22 protein-coding genes are annotated in these 20,024 nt (G+C 70.2%); 16 read left to right on the top strand and 6 right to left on the bottom strand.

Going from position 1 to position 20,024, the window contains the following annotated elements:
* The first annotated feature begins 83 nt into the window (after nucleotides 1-83).
* On the top strand, nucleotides 84-833 hold the full coding sequence (gene recO, locus BLU84_RS13365) for a DNA repair protein RecO (RefSeq protein WP_074867634.1): 750 nt from the start codon (nucleotides 84-86) through the stop codon (nucleotides 831-833).
* A gap of 111 nt (nucleotides 834-944) precedes the next feature.
* Here recO and BLU84_RS13360 read toward each other — a convergent pair whose 3' ends face one another.
* Entirely contained in the window at nucleotides 945-1,667 is a 723-nt protein-coding gene (locus BLU84_RS13360; protein ID WP_074867631.1) for a response regulator, read from the bottom strand.
* A 45-nt stretch (nucleotides 1,668-1,712) separates the two neighbouring features.
* Here BLU84_RS13360 and BLU84_RS13355 point away from each other — a divergent pair, with 45 nt between their 5' ends.
* The 4 genes from BLU84_RS13355 (at nucleotide 1,713) to BLU84_RS13340 (ending at nucleotide 6,817) form a co-directional block, all read left to right on the top strand.
* Entirely contained in the window at nucleotides 1,713-3,761 is a 2,049-nt protein-coding gene (locus tag BLU84_RS13355) for a translocation/assembly module TamB domain-containing protein (protein WP_139174983.1), read from the top strand.
* Nucleotides 3,762-3,891: 130 nt separating this feature from the next.
* Nucleotides 3,892-4,527, top strand: coding sequence for a DUF1318 domain-containing protein (locus BLU84_RS13350; RefSeq protein WP_074867625.1), 636 nt, complete (start codon nucleotides 3,892-3,894; stop codon nucleotides 4,525-4,527).
* A gap of 156 nt (nucleotides 4,528-4,683) precedes the next feature.
* A complete protein-coding gene (gene rlmD / locus BLU84_RS13345) occupies nucleotides 4,684-6,033 on the top strand; it encodes a 23S rRNA (uracil(1939)-C(5))-methyltransferase RlmD (RefSeq protein ID WP_074867622.1) in 1,350 nt (449 codons plus the stop codon).
* Nucleotides 6,034-6,304: 271 nt separating this feature from the next.
* Nucleotides 6,305-6,817 (top strand): CYTH domain-containing protein, encoded by a 513-nt coding sequence (locus BLU84_RS13340; RefSeq protein ID WP_074867619.1) that lies wholly within the window; start codon nucleotides 6,305-6,307, stop codon nucleotides 6,815-6,817.
* Here the strand turns inward: BLU84_RS13340 and BLU84_RS28665 are convergent.
* Nucleotides 6,729-6,944: a DUF6053 domain-containing protein gene (locus BLU84_RS28665; RefSeq protein ID WP_425479386.1), complete on the bottom strand. Its 216-nt coding sequence runs from the start codon at nucleotides 6,942-6,944 to the stop codon at nucleotides 6,729-6,731. The two genes, BLU84_RS13340 and BLU84_RS28665, sit on opposite strands and share 89 nt — an antisense overlap.
* Here BLU84_RS28665 and BLU84_RS28660 point away from each other — a divergent pair.
* The 11 genes from BLU84_RS28660 to BLU84_RS13295 all read left to right on the top strand — a co-directional run bounded on the left by BLU84_RS28660 (nucleotide 6,862) and on the right by BLU84_RS13295 (nucleotide 16,696).
* Nucleotides 6,862-7,059, top strand: a complete 198-nt coding sequence (locus BLU84_RS28660; protein ID WP_425479370.1) for a DUF6053 domain-containing protein — start codon at nucleotides 6,862-6,864, stop codon at nucleotides 7,057-7,059. The genes BLU84_RS28665 and BLU84_RS28660 overlap by 83 nt on opposite strands.
* Nucleotides 7,050-8,045 (top strand): beta-N-acetylhexosaminidase, encoded by a 996-nt coding sequence (nagZ, locus tag BLU84_RS13335; protein WP_074867616.1) that lies wholly within the window; start codon nucleotides 7,050-7,052, stop codon nucleotides 8,043-8,045. Before BLU84_RS28660 ends, nagZ begins: the two co-directional genes overlap by 10 nt.
* Nucleotides 8,045-8,596 carry a hypoxanthine-guanine phosphoribosyltransferase gene (locus BLU84_RS13330; protein ID WP_074867613.1) on the top strand — a complete coding sequence of 184 codons (552 nt, stop codon included), beginning with the start codon at nucleotides 8,045-8,047 and terminating at the stop codon, nucleotides 8,594-8,596. Before nagZ ends, BLU84_RS13330 begins: the two co-directional genes overlap by 1 nt.
* Nucleotides 8,597-8,668: 72 nt before the next feature.
* Nucleotides 8,669-9,427 carry an S-methyl-5'-thioinosine phosphorylase gene (locus tag BLU84_RS13325; RefSeq protein ID WP_074867609.1) on the top strand — a complete coding sequence of 253 codons (759 nt, stop codon included), beginning with the start codon at nucleotides 8,669-8,671 and terminating at the stop codon, nucleotides 9,425-9,427.
* A gap of 232 nt (nucleotides 9,428-9,659) precedes the next feature.
* Complete coding sequence (locus BLU84_RS13320; RefSeq protein ID WP_057947005.1) at nucleotides 9,660-9,866, top strand: cold-shock protein; 207 nt, start codon at nucleotides 9,660-9,662, stop codon at nucleotides 9,864-9,866.
* Nucleotides 9,867-10,267: 401 nt separating this feature from the next.
* The gene (locus tag BLU84_RS13315) at nucleotides 10,268-11,245 is read left to right on the top strand and encodes a M48 family metallopeptidase (RefSeq protein ID WP_074867606.1); all 978 of its coding nucleotides are present in this window, start codon (nucleotides 10,268-10,270) and stop codon (nucleotides 11,243-11,245) included.
* A gap of 73 nt (nucleotides 11,246-11,318) precedes the next feature.
* Complete coding sequence (locus BLU84_RS13310; RefSeq protein ID WP_139174982.1) at nucleotides 11,319-12,956, top strand: acyl-CoA dehydrogenase family protein; 1,638 nt, start codon at nucleotides 11,319-11,321, stop codon at nucleotides 12,954-12,956.
* Nucleotides 12,953-13,450: a L,D-transpeptidase family protein gene (locus tag BLU84_RS13305; protein ID WP_074867603.1), complete on the top strand. Its 498-nt coding sequence runs from the start codon at nucleotides 12,953-12,955 to the stop codon at nucleotides 13,448-13,450. Before BLU84_RS13310 ends, BLU84_RS13305 begins: the two co-directional genes overlap by 4 nt.
* 119 nt (nucleotides 13,451-13,569) lie before the next feature.
* Complete coding sequence (locus tag BLU84_RS13300) at nucleotides 13,570-14,052, top strand: YfbM family protein (protein ID WP_170849165.1); 483 nt, start codon at nucleotides 13,570-13,572, stop codon at nucleotides 14,050-14,052.
* 299 nt (nucleotides 14,053-14,351) lie between these two features.
* Nucleotides 14,352-14,528: a hypothetical protein gene (locus BLU84_RS27200; RefSeq protein WP_170849164.1), complete on the top strand. Its 177-nt coding sequence runs from the start codon at nucleotides 14,352-14,354 to the stop codon at nucleotides 14,526-14,528.
* Nucleotides 14,529-15,502: 974 nt separating this feature from the next.
* Nucleotides 15,503-16,696 (top strand): S1 family peptidase, encoded by a 1,194-nt coding sequence (locus BLU84_RS13295; RefSeq protein WP_170849163.1) that lies wholly within the window; start codon nucleotides 15,503-15,505, stop codon nucleotides 16,694-16,696.
* Between the two features lie 103 nt (nucleotides 16,697-16,799).
* On the opposite strand, the gene BLU84_RS13290 is transcribed toward BLU84_RS13295, so the two are convergent.
* Genes BLU84_RS13290 through BLU84_RS13275 form a run of 4 tightly spaced genes read right to left on the bottom strand, consistent with a single transcriptional unit; the run spans nucleotide 16,800 to nucleotide 20,013 of the window.
* Nucleotides 16,800-17,345, bottom strand: coding sequence for a hypothetical protein (locus BLU84_RS13290; protein WP_074867598.1), 546 nt, complete (start codon nucleotides 17,343-17,345; stop codon nucleotides 16,800-16,802).
* Nucleotides 17,342-17,578, bottom strand: a complete 237-nt coding sequence (locus BLU84_RS13285) for a hypothetical protein (RefSeq protein WP_074867596.1) — start codon at nucleotides 17,576-17,578, stop codon at nucleotides 17,342-17,344. The genes BLU84_RS13290 and BLU84_RS13285 overlap by 4 nt, the downstream gene beginning before the upstream one ends.
* Nucleotides 17,579-17,600: 22 nt before the next feature.
* Nucleotides 17,601-19,397, bottom strand: a complete 1,797-nt coding sequence (locus BLU84_RS13280) for an ABC transporter transmembrane domain-containing protein (protein ID WP_074867593.1) — start codon at nucleotides 19,395-19,397, stop codon at nucleotides 17,601-17,603.
* A gap of 7 nt (nucleotides 19,398-19,404) precedes the next feature.
* Nucleotides 19,405-20,013 (bottom strand): IMPACT family protein, encoded by a 609-nt coding sequence (locus BLU84_RS13275; RefSeq protein ID WP_074867591.1) that lies wholly within the window; start codon nucleotides 20,011-20,013, stop codon nucleotides 19,405-19,407.
* Between the last annotated feature and the right edge of the window lie 11 nt (nucleotides 20,014-20,024).

Raw genomic sequence — 20,024 nt, 5'->3', positions numbered from 1 at the left:
AAGCTGCGCCTCCGGCGTAACCCAAAGCGCCAACGTCCCCATCCTTCCCCGATCCCTCATCGCCTGTTCCCCGCTCCTAAGCCATGCGCCTGACCGCGGAACCCGCCTACATCCTGCACGTGCGCCCCTGGCGCGAGACCAGCCTGCTGATTGAAGCCTTGAGCGAGCAGCACGGCCGCGTCGGCCTGGTCGCGCGCGGCGTGCAGGGGCCGAAGAAACAGGTGCTGCGCGCGGCCTTGCAGCCGTTCCAGCACGTGCGCCTGGATGCCTTGCTGCGCGGCGAACTGGCGCGGCTGACCACGGCCGAGGCGGTCGACGCGGCTCCGCGGTTGCACGGCGACGCCGCGCTGGCCGGCTTCTACATCAACGAACTGCTGCTGCGGCTGGTGCCGCGCGGCGATCCGTTCCCGGAACTGTACGAACTCTACGGCCGCACCCGCGCGCGCCTGGACGGGCCGCAGCTGGCGTGGACCTTGCGCCGGTTCGAACGCGACCTGCTCGATGCGCTGGGCTCGGGCTTCGACTGGGGCGCCGATGCCGACGGCGCGCCGATCGATCCGGCCGCGCGCTATCGGCTCGACCCGGAGCAGGGCGCGCGCCGCCTGCTCAGCGACCGCGGCCACGGCGAACGCAGCGCCGCGGCGACCGGGCGCGCGCTGTTGGCGCTGGCCGAGGATCGCCTGCCCGAGGCCAGCGACCTGCCGGGCCTGCGCCATGCGCTGCGCGCGGTGCTGGTCCACCACCTCGGGCCGCGCGGTTTGAAATCGTGGGAAATGATGGCCGAACTGGCGCAGGTGTCGCGGCCGAAGCCGGCGCGCGACGACGGCGGCTAAGCGTTCGCCGGCTGGCGGCGAACGCTGTGGATCGTGCGCGCCGAACGGCTCGCTGCGAACGACTGTTTCGATGCGACCCCGCCCACACCATTCGGTGCGCGGCCGACCCGCTCAGTTGGCCTGCTCGGCCGTTTCCTGCGCCGTGCGCTCGAAGCGTTGCAGCTCGTGCGCCGAATCGGGTTGGGTCTGCAAGGCTTGCACCGCCTGCGCAAGTTTCGCCGCGCCGACGAAGCCGCAACTGGCGCGCAGCTTGTGCAACTCGCCGCGCAGCGCGTCGAGATTGCCGATCCGCGCCGCGGCCAGGATCGCGCGCCGCGCGTTCGGCAGTTCCTGCACGAACAGCTCGCGCAAGGTGGCGATGTGGGCGCGGTTGCCGTTGAGCGCGCGCGCCGCGGCGTCGTCGTCCCACACCGGCGCGGCCGCGTCGTGCAGCGGCGCGGCGGCCAGCGCGTCGTGTTCGGGCAGGTCGAGCAGGCGCCGGATCGCGCCGCGCACCGCGGCCGCCGGCAGCGGCTTGACCAGCACGTCGGAGAAGCCCGACGCGATCAGCCGCGCGCGCACTTCGCTCTCGCCGGTGGCGGTGTGCGCCAACGCGGGCGTGGCCGGATGTGAGCGGCGCAGGCGTTCGAGCAGGTCGATGCCGCTGCCGTCGGGCAGGTGCGCGTCGAACAGCCACAACTGGTAATCGGTGGAGGCGCTCAGCGCCATCGCCGCGGCCAGGCTGTCGGCGCCGTCGACCTGGGCCGGTACCGCCTCTACGGCGGCGGTCAGAAAGGCGCGGCTGGTCGGGTCGTCCTCGACCAACAGCACGCGTGGGACCTGGGAATTCTTCATTGCCGGTTCGCTTCCGCCCGCTATCCTGCTTCCATGCTGCGGCCCATGTTACGCCTACTGATGGGGTTGTCGCTGCCCCTGCTCGGGGCGGCGGCGCTGTGCAGTTTGCCGGCCGCGGCGCAGGCGCGCACCCTCGAGGCGCGCATCGCCAAGGTCGTCACGTCCGTGGCCCGGCTGGAGCAGGTGCGGGTGCGGCTGGCCTGGCCCGACGGCGCCGCGCAGGGCGAACTGGAGCTGCAGGCCGGGCGGATCGACGCGCCGGAACTGGGCTACCGCTTCCAGAACGTGGCCTGGCGCTGCCCGCTGCGCCGCGACGGCCGCGGCGGCTGGCGATGCGCGGGCGAGCTGCGCGCGCCGGGCGGCGCGCCGCTGACGCTGGCGCTGGACCTGGGCGTGGCCAGCACCGACGCGCGCCTGAGCCGCGGCGCCAGCGCGGTCTCGCTGCAACGCGCCGCGGCCACGCCCGACCTGACCCGGATCGACCTGACCCGGGTGCCGCTGGCCTGGACCCAGGCGCTGGCGGCGCAGGCCTGGAGCGAGGGCCGGATCAAGAGCGGCACCCTCGACGGCCGCCTCGACATCGCCGCGCCCGCGCGCGCGCCGCTGCGCATCGCCGGCGAGCTGCGTCTGGCCGGCGCCGGCTTCGACACCCCCGACGGGCTGATCGCCGGGGAAAAACTCGCCGCCGACCTGCGCGTGGACAGCGAACTGGGCGCGGTCACCCGGGTGCGCCTGGGCGGGCGCCTGCGCGACGGCGAGATGCTGTTCGGCAACGCCTACATCGCCCTGCAGGGCAAGCCGGTGGAACTGGACGTGCAGGCCGAAAGCGCGCCCGGCCAGGGCTGGCGCCTGCCGCGCATCGCCTGGCGCGACCCGGGCGCGCTGAGCGCGAGCGGCAGCGCCGCGCTGCGCGGCGATGCCAGCATCGAAGCGCTCGACCTGCAGCTCGACAGCCCCGACCTCGCCCCGCTGCGCGAGCGCTACCTGAGCGGTTTCCTCGGCCTGGCCGGCTTGGCCCAACTGGAACTCTCCGGCGGCCTCGACGCGCAGCTGAGCCTACGCGGCGGCGACCTCTCGCAGGCCAGCGCGCGGCTGCACGAGGTGCGCCTGCGCGACGCGCAGGGGCGGTTCCGTTTCGATGGGCTCGACGGCACGTTGGCTTACTCCGATGCCGCGCCGCGCGAGAGCGAACTGAGCTGGCGCAGCGGCGCGCTGTACGGGTTGGAATTCGGCGCCACCCGTCTGCCGTTCTCCAGCGACCACGGCGAATTCCGGCTGCAGCGCGCGATCTCGTTCCCGATGCTCGGCGGCCGCGTCGGCGCCGACAACCTGCGCTTGCGGCCGCCGGCCGGCGGCAAGGGGCTGGACCTGCGCTTCGGCCTGAACCTGGACAAGCTCGACGTCGGGCAGTTGTCCAAGGCGCTGGACTGGCCGGCCTTCACCGGCGAACTCAGCGGCCGCATTCCCGAAGCGCATTACGCCGACGAGCGCCTGGAGCTCGACGGCGGCCTGGCCATGCAGTTGTTCGGCGGCACCGTGGAAGTGTCGTCGCTGGCGATGGAGCGGCCGCTCGGGGTCGCGCCGACGCTGAGCTCGGACCTGGCGCTGCGCAATATCGACCTGGAATCGCTGACCGGCGTGTTCGGCTTCGGCAGCATCACCGGGCGCCTGTACGGCCGCATCGACAGCCTGCGCCTGGTCGACTGGCAGCCGACCGCGTTCAACGCCGAACTGCACACCGAAAAAACCCGCGGCGTGCGCCAGCGCATCAGCCAGCGCGCGGTGCAGGACCTGTCCAGCGTCGGCGATTCGTCCTTCGTCGGCAGCCTGCAGGACCGGCTGATCGGCTTCTTCGACGACTTCGGTTACGCCCGCCTGGGCATCTCCTGCAAGCTCGCCGACGAGGTCTGCCAGATGGGCGGGCTCGACGCGGCCAAGCCCGGCCCCGACGGCAGGCCCGGCTTCGTCATCGTGCGCGGCGCCGGCGTGCCGCACCTGGACGTGGTCGGCTACAACCACCGGGTCGACTGGCCGACGCTGCTGGAGCGCATGGAGGCGGTCAGCAAGGGCGAGCTCAAGCCGGTGGTGCAATGAAGCCCGCGCCCGCGCCGGCGTAGCCTTGCGGTTCAACGGCGCCGTGGTTCAATGGCCCGCATTCGTTCACTGCCGCGGACGGACCCGCGGCCCGCCGCGCCGGACGCGCACAACCAGAAAGGACCCGCACATGCGCCGTTGGATGGGAGTACCGGTCGCCGCCGTGATGTTGACGGCCTGCGTGACCATCAACGTCTACTTCCCGGCCGCCGAGGCCAAGGAAGCCGCCAAGGAATTCGTCGAGAAGGTCATCGGCGACACGCCGGCGGCGCAGCCCGAGGCCAAGCCCGCCGACGGCGGCAAGCCCGGCGGCAGCGCTTCGCTGCAGCGTCCCCCGCTGCAGTGGGGGCAACTGGCCAGTCGCATCGACTGGTGGTCGGTGGCCGGCATCGGCAGCGCCCGCGCGCAGTCGCCGGACATCTCGATCAAGACCCCGGCGATCCAGGCGATCCAGTCGCGCATGGCCCAGCGCTTCGATTCGCAGCTGCGCGCTCAGTTCGACTCCGGCGCGCTCGGCTTCGCCAGCAACGGCACGGTGAGCGTGCGCGACGCGGCCAAGATCCCGCTGTCGGACCGGGTCGGCGTCAACCAGGCGGTGGCCGACCAGAACCGCGATTCCAACGCGGTCTACAAGGAAATCGCCGTGGCCAACAACCACCCGGAGTGGGAAGGCCAGATCCGCCAGGTGTTCTCGCGCCAATGGATCGAAAGCGCCAAGGGCGGCTGGTGGTATCAGGACGGTGGCGGGGCCTGGAAGCAGAAGTAACCGGCAATCGCCCAGCGCCCAAGCGCAAAGCCCGCCATCGGCGGGCTTTGTCGTTTCTGCGCAGGAGCTTGGGCGCGCAGACGTTCAGGTTTTCCGGCCCCGGCCCGGGATGGCCGAACATGCGACAATAGCCGGCCGTAAAACCCGCCAGCCGCTGTGGCCCGCATCGATCAGACTCCCTTCGAAATCGCCATCTCCGATTTCACCCACGATGGCCGCGGCGTCGGCCGCCGTCCCGATCCCAAGGCTCCCGACAGCGCCGGCAAGGCGGTGTTCGTCACCGGCGCGCTGCCGGGCGAGCGGGTCATGGCCAAGCAGACCGCGCGTTCGCGCAGTTTCGACGAAGCCATCGCCGTGCAGGTGCTGCAAGCCTCGCCCGACCGCGTCGAGCCGCGCTGCGCGCATTTCGGCGTGTGCGGCGGCTGCGCGCTGCAGCATCTGGCCGAGGACAAGCAGATCCTGGCCAAGCAGCGCGTGCTGATGGAGAACTTCGAGCGCATCGGCCACGTCATGCCCGAACGGGTGTTGCCGGCGCTGACCGATTCGGCCTGGGGCTACCGGCGCAAGGGCCGGTTCTCGGTGCGCCGGGTCGAGAAGAAGGACAAGACCCTGGTCGGTTTCCGCGAGAACGATCCGCGCTTCGTCGCCGATATTTCGCGCTGCGAAACCGTGATCCCGGCGATCGGCGACAAGGTCGAAGCGTTGGCCGCGTTGATCGACGGCATGGACGGGCGCCGCGAGATTCCGCAGGTGGAGTTCATCGGCGGCGACCGCATGAGCGACCACAGCGGCATCGCGCTGACCTTCCGCCATCTGGCGCCGCTGTCGGACGGCGATCGCGACAAGCTGATCGCGTTCGGCCGCGAGCACGAGTTCGCGATCTTCCTGCAGCCCGGCGGCCTGGACACGGTGCATCCGCTGTGGCCGGCCGATCCGCAGTTGCAGTTCTCGCTGCCGGATTGGGATCTGCAACTCAAGTTCCGGCCGCTGGACTTCATCCAGGTCAACGCCTCGCTCAACGGCCGCATGATCCAGCACGCGCTGGACCTGCTGGAACCGCAGCCCGAGGACCGCGTGCTCGATCTGTTCGCCGGCCTGGGCAATTTCACCCTGCCGCTGGCGCGGCGCGTGCGCGAAGTGGTCGGCGTGGAAGGCGAGGCCGGGCTGGTCCGGCGCGCGCGTGAGAACGCCGAGCACAACGGTTTGGGCAATGCGCAGTTCTACGCCGCCGACCTCAGCAAGGATCTGCGCAGCGAGCCGTGGATGCGCGAAGGCTTCGACCGCCTGCTGCTGGATCCGCCGCGCTCGGGCGCCGATTTCGTGCTGACCCAGCTGCCGCTCAAGCAGTTCAAGCGCATCGTCTACGTGAGCTGCCATCCGGCGTCGCTGGCGCGCGATGCGGGCTATCTGGTGCGCGAGAAGGGCTGGAAGCTGCGCGCGGCGGGGGTGATGGACATGTTCCCGCATACCGGGCATGTGGAATCGATCGCGATGTTCGAGCGCTGAGGCGTTCGGGTTCGGGTTGTGCTTGCAGTGCCCTGATGCCGTCGTTCCGGCGAAAGCCGGAACCCATTTTGACTTTGCTCTTCGCTCGCGGGGTTTGCGGGCAACAACGCGAGCCGAATAAGAGCCAGATCAAAATGGATTCCGGCTTTCGCCGGAATGACGGCGTTGGGACGTGGGGCGATGGTTTGCATCGTACGGCGGCGCGGGCGATGGTTGCGGCGGCTGCGCGCGGACGGTGGGTTCGGCGTTGTTTTTACTAATTGGAATTCCCGTGGGCATCGAAATCGAACGCAAATTCCTCGTCGTCGGCGACGCCTGGCGCGAAGCCGCGCACAAGGTCGCGCCGATGGCGCAGGGCTATCTCAACGACCTGGCCGCGATGGATAAGGGCGCGATGAAAGCCTCTGTGCGCGTGCGCATCGCCGGCGATGAGGCCTTCCTCAACCTCAAGTCGCGCGAGCTCGGCCACACCCGCGAGGAGTTCGACTATCCGATCCCGGTCGATGATGCGCGCGCGCTGCTGGCGCTGTGCGTGGGCGGGTTGGTCGACAAGCGGCGGCACTATGTCGAGCACGCCGGCTTCGTGTGGGAGGTCGACGAGTTCCTCGGCGACAACGCCGGGCTGGTGGTGGCCGAGATCGAGCTGCCCAGCGCCGATACGGCGTTCGAGCGCCCGGCCTGGGCCGGACGCGAGGTCACCGATTCGTCGCGCTACTACAACCTGGCGCTGTCGACCCGGCCGTTCGCGCAGTGGAGCCCGGCCGAGCGCGCCGGCGAAGACTGATCCATAGCCCCGGGGCCGGCGGCTGTTGCGCAGGGACTGCGGTTGTGGGAGGGACTTCAGTCCCGACGCTTTCCGCTCCGATCGCCGCGACCCGGCACAAGAGCATCGGGACTGAAGTCCCTCCCACAACAGCCCCCTGGCGCCCGACATCCCCGGGATGCCCCGCCGCCCCATCTGCGCGACAATGCGCCCGACGCGCACCGCGCCGTAATCCTCCCTCAGGAGTCCCCGCATGCTCGTGATCGGCGTCGCCGGTACCGAACTCACCGCGCAGGAACGCGACTGGCTGCAGCACGACGCCTGCGCCGGCGTGATCCTGTTCGCCCGCAACTTCGCCTCCCGGGCCCAGGTCGCCGAGCTGTCGCAGGCGATCCGCGCCGCTGCGCCGCGCCCGCAGCTGATCTGCGTGGACCAGGAAGGCGGCCGCGTGCAGCGTTTCCGCGAGGGCTACAGCGCGCTGCCGCCGCTGCAGTTGCTCGGCAAGCTCTACGCCCAGGACCGCGCGGCCGCGCTGGCGCTGGCCGAGGAACACGCGCAGCTGATGGCCGGCGAAGTGCAGGCCAGCGGCGTCGACCTGAGCTTCGCGCCGGTGGTCGACCTGGGCCGCGGCAACCTCGCCATCGGCAACCGCGCCTTCGACGCCGATCCGCAGGTCGTGGCCGAGTTCACCCGCGCCTACATCCGCGGCATGCACGCGCGCGGCATGGCCGCCACGCTCAAGCATTTCCCCGGCCACGGCTCGGTGCTGGCCGACACCCATTTCGACCAGGCCGCCGATCCGCGCAGCCTCGACGAGTTGCGCCGCACCGACCTGATCCCGTTCGTCGCCGGCATCGAAGCCAAGGCCGACGCGGTGATGATGGCGCACGTGTCGTATCCGGCGGTGGCGCCGGAGCCGGCCGGTTATTCGCGCCTGTGGATCGAAGACATCCTGCGCAAGGAGATGGGCTTCCGCGGCGTGGTCTTCAGCGACGACATCGGCATGGCCGCGGCGTTCTCCGTCGGCGGCGTGCGCGCGCGCATCGACGCGCACCTGGACGCCGGCTGCGACGTCGTGCTGGTCTGTCATCCGCAGTTGGTAGAAGAGTCGCTGCAAGCGGTCGCCGGCCGGCCGCTCAACACCGCCGCGCTGCTGGGCCTGATCGGCCGCGGCGCGATGGGCTGGGACGGCCTGATCGCCGATGCCCGCTACGCCGACACCCGCACCCGTTTGGAAGGACTGGCTTGATGAGCGACAACGACCTGGCCCAGGCGCTGGAAAACGCCGACCTGATCTTCGACCGCCGCACCCTGGAGCGCGAGATCGCGCGCATGGCCGTGCGCATCCGCAACGATTACGCCGGCGCGCGTCCGGTCTATCTCACGGTCATGCACGGCGGCCTGCCGTTCGCGGCACAACTGGCGATGGAACTGGGCGAGCGCGGGCTGGACCTGGAGTTCGATTACCTGCACGCCACCCGCTACCGCGGCGCCACCACCGGCGCCGACCTGGTGTGGAAGCACCGCCCGGCCACGCCGCTGCGCGGGCGCCGGGTGCTGCTGGCCGACGACATCGTCGACGAAGGCCATACCCTGCACGCGATCCGCGCCTGGTGCCTGGAGCAGGGCGCGGCCGAGGTGCGCATCGCCGCGCTGGCGGTCAAGGCGCACGACCGCTGCGTGGAAGGCCTGCGCGCCGATTACGTCGGCGTGGACGTGCCCGATCGCTACGTGTTCGGCTACGGCATGGATTTCCACGAGCAGGGCCGCAACCTGCCGGCGATCTACGCGCTGCGCTGAGCGCGCGGCCCGCATCGACGGCGCGCCGCCGCTGCGCGCCTGCATTCCCATCTTCACTTCGAATCCCGCCTCATGACCCAGCCCATCGATCTCGCCGTCATCGGCGGCACCGGCCTCTACCGCATCGCCGAACTGCAGGACGTCGAATCGCACCAGCCGGTCACCCGCTACGGCGCGCCGTCCGGCCCGATCCGGGTCGGCACGCTCGGCGGCCGTCGCGTCGCGTTCCTGGCGCGCCACGGCGAAGGCCATTCGCTGCCGCCGCACCAGATCAACTACCGTGCCAATCTGGCCGCGCTGCAGGCCGTCGGCGCCGGCCGCGTGCTCGCGCTCAATACGGTCGGCGGCATCACCGAACGGTTCGGCCCGCGCGTGCTCGGCTGCCCGGACCAGTTGATCGACTACACCTGGGGCCGTATCTCCACGCTCTGCGAAGAGCCCGGCACCGAAGTGCTGCACGTGGATTTCGGCGAACCGTACACGCGCAGCTTGCGTGCGGCGGTGCTGGCGGCGGCGCAGCGCGCCGGCGTGGCGCTGGTCGACGGCGGCTGCTACGGCGCGACCCAAGGGCCGCGCCTGGAAACCCGCGCCGAAATCGCCCGCATGCGCCGCGACGGCTGCGACCTGGTCGGCATGACCGGCATGCCCGAGGCCGGGCTCGCGCGCGAGTTGGGCCTGGACTACGCCTGCCTGGCGATCGTCGCCAACTGGGCGGCCGGCGCCGGCCCCGATCCGGACGAGGTCATCACCTTGCAGGACGTGCTCGACAACGTCGCCGCCGCATCGTCGGGTTTGCCGGCTTTGCTCGCGGCGTTGCTGGAATCGCATTGAGTCGCCGCACTGAGTAACGGACGCACTGAGCGACCGCCGCACCGAGTGACAGCGGTCGCATAAACGCGAAGACGTGTCGCCGGCGTGGCCGGAAATTTCATCGTTTCACGTGTTCGATGCCGTCACGCTGGGCCGTTGTCATCCATTGGCACAGTTTGCATACTCGGCGGTGCGTCAAACGCCACGCGGCGGCGACGCACGTCAACGCATCCAGCATGAGGTCAATAAGGATATGCAGTACGGCACCGTGAAGTGGTTCAACGACGCCAAGGGCTTCGGTTTCATTTCTCCCGAAGATGGCAGCGCGGATGTATTCGTGCATTTCTCCGCGATCAACGCCAAGGGCTTTCGCAGCCTGCAGGAAGGCCAGCGCGTCAGCTACCAGCTGACCCAGGGCCCGAAGGGCGCGCAGGCTTCGGAAGTCACTCCGCAGGCTTGATCGTTCGCATTGCCCGCCGCGCGGGTTTCGGCGTATCGCCCTACCGTTCCAACGCGGACCGCTCCTGACGGACCGATCCGCCGGACAGTTTCCAAGGCCTCGCTTCGGCGGGGCCTTTTTCTTTGCGCGCGCCTGCGCACCGCCGATGCCGTATCGATGCTGCATCGATGCTGCATCGATGCATCGCGCGTGGCCGTTGTCCGTCCAACACTGAATTGGCGCTCAACCGCGCCGGCCGCGGTTACACGCGGTTACTTCCTCGTTTGCGCGCTGTCGGGAAACAGTGGCCGCCGCCGGCGCTCCGCCGCCGCCGCCGACGACCTACGAGGACTCCCACGTTGAAACTCCCCACGACTCCCTTTTTGCCGAGCCGAGCGCTCGCGGCGACCACCGCGGCCGCCATGGCCTGCGCCTTGCTCGCCGGCTGCGCCAGCGTCAACCGGCCGCGCGCCGACGACGCCGAACTGGTGCGCGAGCGCGAAACCCAGAACGAGTTGATCGTCGAGCGGCAGCTGCGCAGGCAGCGCCGCCTGGACGGCATCGCGTTCGACTTCATGCGCCGCAACGCGCCGTTGTGCGGCAACGACGCGACAGCCGGCGTCGATGCGCGGGTGGCCAATCTGGCCGCCTTTCCCAAGGCCCGGCGCGCCGCCGTCGCGCGCCGGTTCGGCGTCGGCGAGGGTTTGTCGGTGCTGTGGACGCTGCCGGGCGAATCGGCCTTGCGCGAGGGCGACCGGGTGACGTCGATCCGCGGCGTGCCGGCCGAGCCGGGCGAGCGCGGTTTGCGCCAATGGCGCGAGGCCTTGCAGGCCAGCGACGGCGAACTGCGGCTGACGGTGTGGCGCGACGGCCGCGAACAGCCGGTGTCGGCGACGACCCGGCCGGCCTGCGACTACCCGGTGATGGCGAATCCCGATGCCGCCATCAACGCCTTCAACGACGGCGAACAGATCGTCTTCTACGCCGGCATGCTGGATCTGTTCGCCGAGGACCGCGACATCGCCGTCGTCCTCGGCCACGAACTCGCGCACGGCACCCGCGGCCATGTCGCCAAGGGCCGCGCCGCCGCGGTGTTCGGCGCGCTGCTGGACACCGCGCTCGGCGACACCGGGCTGGTCGCCGGCCTGGCCAGTGCGCCGTTCTCCCGGCGCATGGAGGCCGAGGCCGACTACACCGGCCTGTACATGGCCGCCAACGCCGGCTACGACATCGCCCAGGCCGAACGCGTGTGGCGCGAGATCGGAGTTACGGTAGCCTCCAGCGCCGACAAGAAGGCCGCCGACACCCACCCCAGCTCGCCGGAGCGCTACGTCGCGATCCGGCGCACGGTCGCCGAGATCCAGGACCGGCAGCGGGCCGGACGCCCGCTCGCGCCCTAGTCGCTGCGGCGCGGCGGCAGGGCGGGAAAACGCGGGGCTAGAATGGAGCGAACCCCGCAGGAGATGCGCTCACATGGAATCGCTGCCGCCGTTCGCCACCCACACGGTCGACAACCAGCCGCCGCCGTTCGCGCCGCGCGATCTGTGGGCCGACGACGCCGCGCTGCGCGAAGCGGTCGAGCGCGAAGGCGGCGGCGCCTTCGCCGCGCGCCTGCAGCGCTACGGCGCGTTCGCCGGCGACGGGCTGCTGGCGCTGAGCCTGGACGCGCACCGCGACAAGCCGCGCCTGCGCAGCCACGATGCGTTCGGCCACCGCATCGACAAGGTCGAGTTCCATCCGCATTACCACGCGATCATGGGCGCGGCGATCGAGCACGGCGTCGCCGGCCTGTCCTGGCACGAGCCGGTGCCCGGCGCGCACGTGGCGCGCGCAGCGCTGAGCTATCTGCACCATCAATCCGAGCCGGGCACCAGCTGCCCGCTGACCATGACCCACGCCAGCGCGCCGGTGCTGCGCCACGCGCCGGCGCTGGGCGAGTGGATGCGCAAGGCCGCCGCGCCGCACTACGACGGCCGCGACGTCGCCGCCGCCGACAAGCCCGGGCTGACCCTGGGCATGGGCATGACCGAGAAGCAGGGCGGTTCGGACGTGCGCGCCAACCGCACCGTGGCCACGCCGATCGGCAGCGACGAATACGAACTGGTCGGCCACAAGTGGTTCTTCTCCGCGCCGATGTCCGACGGCTTCCTCGTCCTGGCGCAGGCGCCGGGCGGCCTGACCTGCTTCCTGCTGCCGCGCTGGCATCCGCACGGCGGCAAGAACGCGTTGCGGCTGATGCGGCTCAAGGACAAGCTCGGCGACTGGTCCAACGCCTCGTCGGAAGTGGAATTCCAAAATGCCTGGGCGCAGCGCGTCGGCGAGGAAGGGCGCGGGGTGGCGACCATCATCGAGATGGTGATGCTGACCCGGCTCGACTGCATGCTCGGTTCGGCCGGCGAAATGCGCATGGCCCTGAGCCAGGCGCTGCACCACACGCGCCACCGCCGCGCGTTCGGCAAGCCGCTGGCCGAGCACGCGCTGATGCGCAACGTGCTCGCCGACCTGGCGCTGGAATCGGAAGCCGCCACCGCGCTGGCGCTGCGCGTGGCCGGCGCCATCGACCGCGCGCCGCGCGATCCGCGCGAGGCGGCGCTCGCTCGCATCGCCACGGCGATCGGCAAGTACTGGATCTGCAAGCGCGCGCCGGCCTTCGTCAACGAGGCGCAGGAGTGCCTGGGCGGCGCAGGCTATGTCGAGGAATCGCTGCTGCCGCGGATCTACCGCCAAGCGCCGTTGAATTCGATCTGGGAAGGCAGCGGCAACATCCAGTGCCTGGACGTGTTGCGCGCGCTGACGCGCGAGCCCGAAGCCGGGCAGGCGCTGCTGGCCGAACTCGACGCCGCGCGCGGCCGCGACGATGGCTTCGACGCCTACGCCGACGCGCTCGCCGGCGCGCTGGCGGGCGGCGCGGCGCTGCCGGAAGCGCAGATGCGCCTGTGGGTCGAACGACTGGCGCTGGCGCTGCAGGCGGCGTTGCTGCTGCGCGCCGACAGCCCGCTCGCGGCCGCGTTCTGCCGCAGCCGCCTGCGCGGCGAACACGGCCTGGGCTTCGGCACCTTGCCGGACGACCTGGATTTCGTCGCCATCGCCCAGCGCGGGGTGCCGGCGTGAGCGCGCGCATCGCGTGGGCGTTCGCGCTGCTGGCGCTCGGCCTGGCGCCCGCGTTCGCGCGCACGCCGCCGGCGATGGCGGCGAAGGCGCAGCAGGCCGACCGCATCCAGGTCGACAAATCCGAGCGACGCATGCGCCTGTACCGCGACGGCAAGCTGATCCGCACCTATTCGATCCTGCTCGGCGACGCGCCGGCCGGGCACAAGCGCCAGCAGGGCGACGAGCGCACGCCCGAGGGCGATTACCGCATCAGCGGGCGCAATCCCAACAGCCGTTTCCATCTGTCGTTGCGGGTGTCGTATCCGAACGCGGCCGACCGCAAGCAGGCGCAGGCGCGCGGCGTCGATCCGGGCGGCGACATCATGATCCACGGCGGCACGCCGCGCGGTTACACGCGCGACTGGACCGACGGCTGCATCGCCCTGACCGACAGCCAGATCGAAGAAGTCTGGAGCCTGGTCCCGACCGGCACGCCGATCCGCATCGACCCTTGAAGCGCGCGCAGCCTGGACCGCGCTCCAGGCCGGCGGTCGCATCGATTCGTATCGGCGCTTGAGATGCGCGCGGTGCACACTCGCGCGATCGTCCGACATCGGAGTCGTTGGTTATGGGCATGACCTGGAGCGCCACCGCGATGGACCCGGCGCGCGCCGCCGCGCTGCTGGAGCGCGCCGACAGCGTCGAAGCGGAGCTGTACGAACGCGAAGACGCGCAAGCGGCGACCGACGCCTATCTCGACAAGGCCTGGCACGCGATCCATTTCGTGTTGACTGGTTCGGCCTGGGCCGGCGAGGCGCCTTGGGCCTGGGCGGTGTTGGGCGGCACGCCGGTCGGCGAAGATGAAGCCGGCTGGCGCCATCTGCCGGCCGAACAAGTGCGCGAAGTCGCGCAAGCGCTGGCCGGGTTGCCGCCGGCCGAGTTCGCGCGCCGCTACGACGCGCAGGCGCTGGCCGAGGCGCAGATCTATCCCGACGTGATCTGGCTGCGCGACGGCGAGGACGCGCGCGACTACGTGCTGGACTACTACGCGCAACTGAGCGGGTTCTATGCCGCAGCGGCGCAGCGTGGGGACGATGTGTTCGCGACGATCGGTTGAGTGATTGAGCGGTTGAGCGGTGGTTTGCGGCCGGTTCGGCGTGGCTTCGACAGTGCGTGCTTGGGCGGGTTGGTACGCGCGAAGATCGAAGCGGTGGATAGGGTCGCTGTGAAGGGCAGGCCGCTTGCGTTGCGATGAGGCGGCCTGGCCTGCGGATTCGCCTGAATGCGCGTTACAACGGCTTAGTCGCGGGACGGCCAATACCGTCGGTCGCGCAGCGCGGGTAGTGCGGTTCGGCCCGGCGCGATCGGGTGTAAGGTCGCGCCAGGCGGCATCCATGCCGCCACGGGAGGCCCGCCATGCGTGGTTCGCGTAAATCCCAGGCTTTGGCCCTGCTGGCCCTGGCGGTGGTGCCGCCGCCGGCGCACGGCTCGGATTTTTCTCTGGCCTTGTTATGGCTCGGCCGCGGCGCGGGCTTGCTGGCGTTGTGCGCGCTGATGCTGTGGTTGTGGACGCAGGCGCAGCGGCAGTCTTAGCTTGGGGTGCGCAGGCGAGACGCGAGATTTTGGTCCGCAGACTCCTGAGTCACGCCTTGCAGAACGTCATCCCCGCGAAGGCGGGGATCTAGAGACTTCAGAGTCATGCTGCGATGAGGCCCTGGATGCCCGCCTTCGCGGGCATGATGGTAGGTGGGGTTCGCGGCGTTCCTTGCGCAATGTCATTTGCGTGCCTCTTCTGCACCGTCATTGCCGCGTCTCTTCCAGCGCGGCATTCCTGCGTCCCTTTCAGTGCGGCGTCCCTGCGTTCCTTCTAGAACGTCGTCCCCGTATCTCTTCCAGAACGTCATTCCCACGTCCCTGCCAGAACGCCATCCCCGCGAAGGCGGGGATCCAGAGACTTCAGCGTCATGCTGCGATGAAGCCTGGATGCCCGCCTTCGCGGGCATTACGGCAGGTGGAATTCGCGGCGCTTCTCCGCGACGTAATTTCTGTGCCTCTTCCAGGCCGCTATTACCGCATCTGTATCCAGAGCCTCATCCCGCGTTCCCTTCAGAACGTCATCCCCGCGAACGCGGGGATCCAGAGACTTCAGCGCGATGCTGCGATAACGCGTCGGGCAAGAATCCTCACGACTGCAACGACGAACAACGCGCGTCTTCTTTCGTGCATCACGCTACACATGCACGAACAAACACACTTGCCGCGTGCGCTGCAATGCAGCAAGCAACATCGATGCATCAACGCGATGTTCGAATCGATCGATGAATTCGTACAATGCGCAGGCGAATGCGCCGTCTTGTGACACGGCTCGAATTGCGCGTGTGATCCGGCCTCGCGCAAGCGGCTTGCGCTGGCGGCGCGCATCTTTTTATCTGGCATAGCCCCGCGAGGCCGCGCCCAACGACGGCGTTGCGCCTCGCCGCTTACGGGCCGCCGTTCGCGCAACGGCGTTCGCGAAGCCGACCGGCTTCACCGACGATCCCATGAAAGATTCCTCTAGGAGTTTTCGCATGTACGTATCGAACCACCGTTCGCGCCGCGTCGCGCGCGTGTCCGTTTCCTGCCTCGTCGCCGCGCTGGCGGCGATGTCCTGCGGCGCTGCGCTGGCGGCCGATCAGGTCGATCCTCAGCTAAAATTCGCAATGCAGCGCGATCTGGGCATCTTCCCGACCCAGCTGCCGCAGTACCTGCAGACCGAAAAACTCGCGCGCACCCAGGCTGCGGCGATCGAGCGCGAGTTCGGTGCTCAGTTCGCCGGCAGCTGGATCGAGCGCAACGAAGACGGCAGCTTCAAGCTCGTCGCCGCGACCTCGGGCGCGCGCAAGTCGAGCACGCTGGGCGGGGTGGAAGTGCGCAACGTGCGCTACAGCCTCAAGCAGCTGCAGTCGGCGATGGAGCAGCTCGACGCCGGTGCCAACGCGCGGGTGAAGGGCGTCAGCAAGCCGCTCGACGGCGTGCAGAGCTGGTACGTGGATCCGCGCAGCAACGCGGTGGTGGTCAAAGTCGACGACGGCGCGACGGATGCCGGCGTCGACTTCGTCGCCCTCAGCGGCGCCGACAGTGCGCAGGTGCGGATCGAAAGCTCGCCGGGCAAGCTGCAGACCACGGCCAACATCGTCGGCGGCATCGAATACTCGATCAACAACGCCTCGCTGTGCTCGGTCGGCTTCTCGGTCACCCGCGGCGCGACCAAGGGCTTCGTCACCGCCGGCCACTGCGGCACGGTCAATGCGACCGCGCGCATCGGCGGCGCGGTGGTCGGCACCTTCGCCGCGCGCGTGTTCCCCGGCAACGACCGCGCCTGGGTCAGCCTGACCAGCGCGCAGACTCTGCTGCCGCGCGTGGCCAACGGCAGCAGCTTCGTCACCGTGCGCGGCAGCACCGAGGCCGCGGTCGGCGCGGCGGTGTGCCGCTCGGGCCGCACCACCGGTTACCAGTGCGGCACCATCACCGCCAAGAACGTCACCGCCAACTACGCCGAAGGCGCGGTGCGCGGCCTGACCCAGGGCAACGCCTGCATGGGCCGCGGCGATTCGGGCGGTTCGTGGATCACCAGCGCCGGCCAGGCGCAGGGCGTGATGTCGGGCGGCAACGTGCAGTCCAACGGCAACAACTGCGGCATCCCGGCCTCGCAGCGCAGCAGCCTGTTCGAGCGTCTGCAGCCGATCCTGAGCCAGTACGGCCTGAGCCTGGTCACCGGCTGATCGCCGACAAGATCAGCGGCGCCGCGCCTGCAGCGCCGTCGATGCGAACGCCCCGCCTTGCGCGGGGCGTTCGTTTTTCAGCGCGGCGCCGTCGCGGCGCGCGCTACCACTGCGGCCCGTACAGCAGCGGCTCGGCTTCCCACGCGGCGCGGCTCGCCGGCGCGAGTTCGCGCGCGTCGCGGGTACGTTGCGGGTCGAGCTTGAGTGTCACCATCTCGCGCTCGTCGACTTCCTGCGGACGGTAGCCGTTGCGGTGGAGCAGGGCGCCGCTGAGGTTTTTCGCGCTCAGCCGGCCGTCGAATTCGAACAGGTCGCGGCTGGGGCGGCCGTCGTCGCCGCTGTCCTTGCTGTACTCGCGGCCGACGGTGAGCTTGGCGCGGAAGGACAGCTTGCCGCTGGCGGCATCGAAGCGCACGTCCTGCAGCCGCCCGCGCGGGGTGTCGCCGACCATGCCCTGGGAGGAATAGAACAGACCGAACAGCGCGCCGTTCTGGCGATAGAGCTCGACGTCGTAGCCGTAAGCGTGCGGGTCTTCGCTGTGGCTGATGCGCACGTTGCTGTAGACGCCGACGGTTTCGACCTGGGTCGCCGCCGATGCGGTGGGCGCCAGCAAGATCAGCGGCAGCAGGGCGGCAAGAAGGCGAGTCATCGTGGCATCTCGGGGCTGTCGGGTGGGGAGGCGATAACTTGCTTTGCGATCATGCGTGCGGCTTCGCGTCCCGAAAGACCAAACCCGTGTACCAGCGCAGTGTGCAGGTAAAGCCGGCCGCAACGCTGCGCTAGCAGCGCCGCGACGGCCCGTTCCAGGCTCAGGCCCGACTCGGCCAGCGACGACAAGCGGGTGGCGATATCGGCGGCGCGTTCTTTAGCGTCGATGAGCATGACGAACCCGACGGTAGCCGATTCAATCCAGGAACTGCAGCTTGGCCAGTTCCGCGTACAGCCCGCCCTGCGCCAACAGTTGCTCGTGCGTGCCCTCGGCGACGATCCGGCCGCGGTCCATGACCACGATCCGGTCGGCCTTGAGCACGGTGGCCAGGCGGTGGGCGATCACCAAAGTCGTACGGCCCTGCATCAGCGCTTCCAGCGCCTGCTGCACGGCGCGCTCGCTCTGCGCGTCGAGCGCGCTGGTGGCTTCGTCCAGCAGCAGGATCGGCGCGTCCTTGAGCAGGGCGCGGGCGATGGCGATGCGCTGCTGCTGGCCGCCGGACAGGCGCGCGCCGCGTTCGCCCAGCTCGGTCGCCAGGCCCTGCGGCAAGTCGTGGATGAAGTCGGTGGCGTGGGCCGCGCGCACGGCTTCGTCGAGTTCGGCGTCGCTGGCGTCGAGGCGGCCGTAGCGGATGTTCTCGCGCGCGGTGGTGGCGAACACCGTCGCCTGTTGCGGCACCAGGGCGATGGCGCCGCGCAACTGGCTGAGGTCGGCCTCGCGCACATCCACGCCGTCCACCTTTACCGCGCCGTGCTGCGGGTCGTGGAAGCGCAGCAGCATCGAGAACACCGTGCTCTTGCCGGCGCCGGACGGGCCGACCAGGGCGACGGTCTCGCCGGGATTCACATGCAGGCTGAAATCCTGCAGCGCCGGCAGGTCCGGGCGTTGCGGGTAATGGAAGCCGACCTGGTCGAACACGACCTCGCCGCGCACCGGCTGCGGCAGCGTCGTGGGCTGCGCGGGCGGCTGCACCGCGCTGCGCTCGGACAGCAGTTCGCCGATCCGGCCCATGCCGCCGGCGGCGCGCTGCAGGTCGTTCCAGACTTCGGCCAGCGCGCCGATCGAGCCGCCGCCGATCAGCGCATACAGCACGAACTGGGCCAGGGTGCCGCCGGTGAGGCGGCCGGCGACCACGTCGTGCGCGCCCGACCACAGCACCAAAGTGATCGCGCCGAACACCAAGGTGATGGCGATGGCGGTGACCCAGGCCTGGGCGCGGATGCGCTTGCGCGCGGTCTTGATCGCCACTTTCAGCGAATCGCTGAAGCGGCCCTGCTCGTAAGGCTCGCGCGCGTGCGCCTGGACCGTGCGCACCGCGCCGAGGGTTTCGCTGGCCAGGGTGTTGGCGTCGGCGATGCGGTCCTGGCTGGAGCGCGAGATACGTTGCAGCCGGCGCCCGCCGACGATGATCGGCAGCACCGCCAGCGGAATGCCGAGCAGGGCGTAAGCGGCCAGGCGCGGGCTGGTGACGAACAGCATCGCCAGGCTGCCGATGAAGGTGACCATGCTGCGCAGCGCCACCGACATGCTCGAGCCGACCACGCTGCGCAGCAGTTCGGCGTCGGCGGTCAGGCGCGAGACCAGCTCGCCGCTGCGGTTGCGGTCGTGGAAGCCGGCGTCGAGCGCGATCAGGTGGCGGTAGAGCTGCTCGCGCAGGTCGGCGACGACTTTTTCGCCCAGCACCGAGACGAAGTAGAAGCGCGCCGCGGTGGCCAGGGCCAGGGCGATGGCCACTGCGAACAGCAGCAGGAAGGCCTGGTCGATCGCGCCGCTGCCGTGGCCGGCCGCGCTCTGGGCGAAGCCCTGGTCGATCATGGTCTTGAACGCCACCGGCAGGGTCAGGGTGACCGCGCTGGAGGCGGCCAGCGCGAACAGCCAGGCGATGAACAACAGCCGGTACTTGTTCACGAACGGCCACAGGATGCGCAGGCTGCCGATCGGAGCCTTGTCGCGGTTGGATGCGGCCTGGGAGCCGGCGCTGGCGTCGGTCATCGGGTTTTCAGACTGGGGAGGGCGGCGCGCCGGGTTCGTCCAGGCGTACGCGATTACGGGTGGCGTCGCGCAACTGCGCTTTCAAGGCGGGCAGTTGCGCGGCGGGCAAGCGGATGCGCACCCGCGCGCCGGCGGCGTCGAAACGTTCGTCGGCCTTTTCCGCGCCGAAGGCGTTCAGTGTCGCATGGACCGCACCGGTGTCCGCGAACGGATACGCCAGTTCCAGCTCGGCGTAGACCACCAGCTCGCGGCGCGGCGCGCGGCGCAGGCATTCGGCCGCAGCGCCGCCGTAGGCGCGCACCAGGCCGCCGGCGCCGAGCTTGATGCCGCCGTACCAGCGGGTGACCACGACGACGGTCTGATCGCAGCCCTGGCCGTCGATGGCCGCCAGGATCGGCCGGCCGGCGGTGCCGGAGGGCTCGCCGTCGTCGCTGGAGCGGTACTGCGCGCCGATCCGGTAGGCCCAGCAGTTGTGGGTGGCGGCCGGATCGGCGACTTCGGCCAGGAATGCCAGCGCCGCTTCCGGCGAGGCCGCCGGCGCGGCCAGGGCGATGAAGCGGCTGTGCTTGACCTCGAGCGTGTGGCTGGCGCGCTCGGCCAGGGTCGACGCGCTCATCGAAGCGCTCC

It is taken from the genome of Lysobacter enzymogenes (assembly GCF_900106525.1).
GTDB lineage: Bacteria > Pseudomonadota > Gammaproteobacteria > Xanthomonadales > Xanthomonadaceae > Lysobacter > Lysobacter enzymogenes.
The sequence above is the reverse complement of the archived record's forward strand: the minus strand, read 5'-3'. Positions and strand labels throughout refer to the sequence as shown.

Coding starts and splice junctions, on each gene's coding strand:
- BLU84_RS13295 (WP_170849163.1), top strand. CDS start 15,503: ATGTACGTATCGAACCACCGTTCGCGCCGCGTCGCGCGCGTGTCCGTT.
- BLU84_RS13275 (WP_074867591.1), bottom strand. CDS start 20,013: ATGAGCGCGTCGACCCTGGCCGAGCGCGCCAGCCACACGCTCGAGGTC.
- BLU84_RS13350 (WP_074867625.1), top strand. CDS start 3,892: ATGCGCCGTTGGATGGGAGTACCGGTCGCCGCCGTGATGTTGACGGCC.
- nagZ (WP_074867616.1), top strand. CDS start 7,050: ATGCTCGTGATCGGCGTCGCCGGTACCGAACTCACCGCGCAGGAACGC.
- BLU84_RS27200 (WP_170849164.1), top strand. CDS start 14,352: ATGCGTGGTTCGCGTAAATCCCAGGCTTTGGCCCTGCTGGCCCTGGCG.
- recO (WP_074867634.1), top strand. CDS start 84: ATGCGCCTGACCGCGGAACCCGCCTACATCCTGCACGTGCGCCCCTGG.
- BLU84_RS13310 (WP_139174982.1), top strand. CDS start 11,319: ATGGAATCGCTGCCGCCGTTCGCCACCCACACGGTCGACAACCAGCCG.
- BLU84_RS13325 (WP_074867609.1), top strand. CDS start 8,669: ATGACCCAGCCCATCGATCTCGCCGTCATCGGCGGCACCGGCCTCTAC.
- BLU84_RS13360 (WP_074867631.1), bottom strand. CDS start 1,667: ATGAAGAATTCCCAGGTCCCACGCGTGCTGTTGGTCGAGGACGACCCG.
- BLU84_RS13290 (WP_074867598.1), bottom strand. CDS start 17,345: ATGACTCGCCTTCTTGCCGCCCTGCTGCCGCTGATCTTGCTGGCGCCC.
- BLU84_RS13300 (WP_170849165.1), top strand. CDS start 13,570: ATGACCTGGAGCGCCACCGCGATGGACCCGGCGCGCGCCGCCGCGCTG.
- BLU84_RS13320 (WP_057947005.1), top strand. CDS start 9,660: ATGCAGTACGGCACCGTGAAGTGGTTCAACGACGCCAAGGGCTTCGGT.
- BLU84_RS13315 (WP_074867606.1), top strand. CDS start 10,268: ATGGCCTGCGCCTTGCTCGCCGGCTGCGCCAGCGTCAACCGGCCGCGC.
- BLU84_RS13285 (WP_074867596.1), bottom strand. CDS start 17,578: ATGCTCATCGACGCTAAAGAACGCGCCGCCGATATCGCCACCCGCTTG.
- BLU84_RS13330 (WP_074867613.1), top strand. CDS start 8,045: ATGAGCGACAACGACCTGGCCCAGGCGCTGGAAAACGCCGACCTGATC.
- BLU84_RS13280 (WP_074867593.1), bottom strand. CDS start 19,397: ATGACCGACGCCAGCGCCGGCTCCCAGGCCGCATCCAACCGCGACAAG.
- BLU84_RS13355 (WP_139174983.1), top strand. CDS start 1,713: ATGTTACGCCTACTGATGGGGTTGTCGCTGCCCCTGCTCGGGGCGGCG.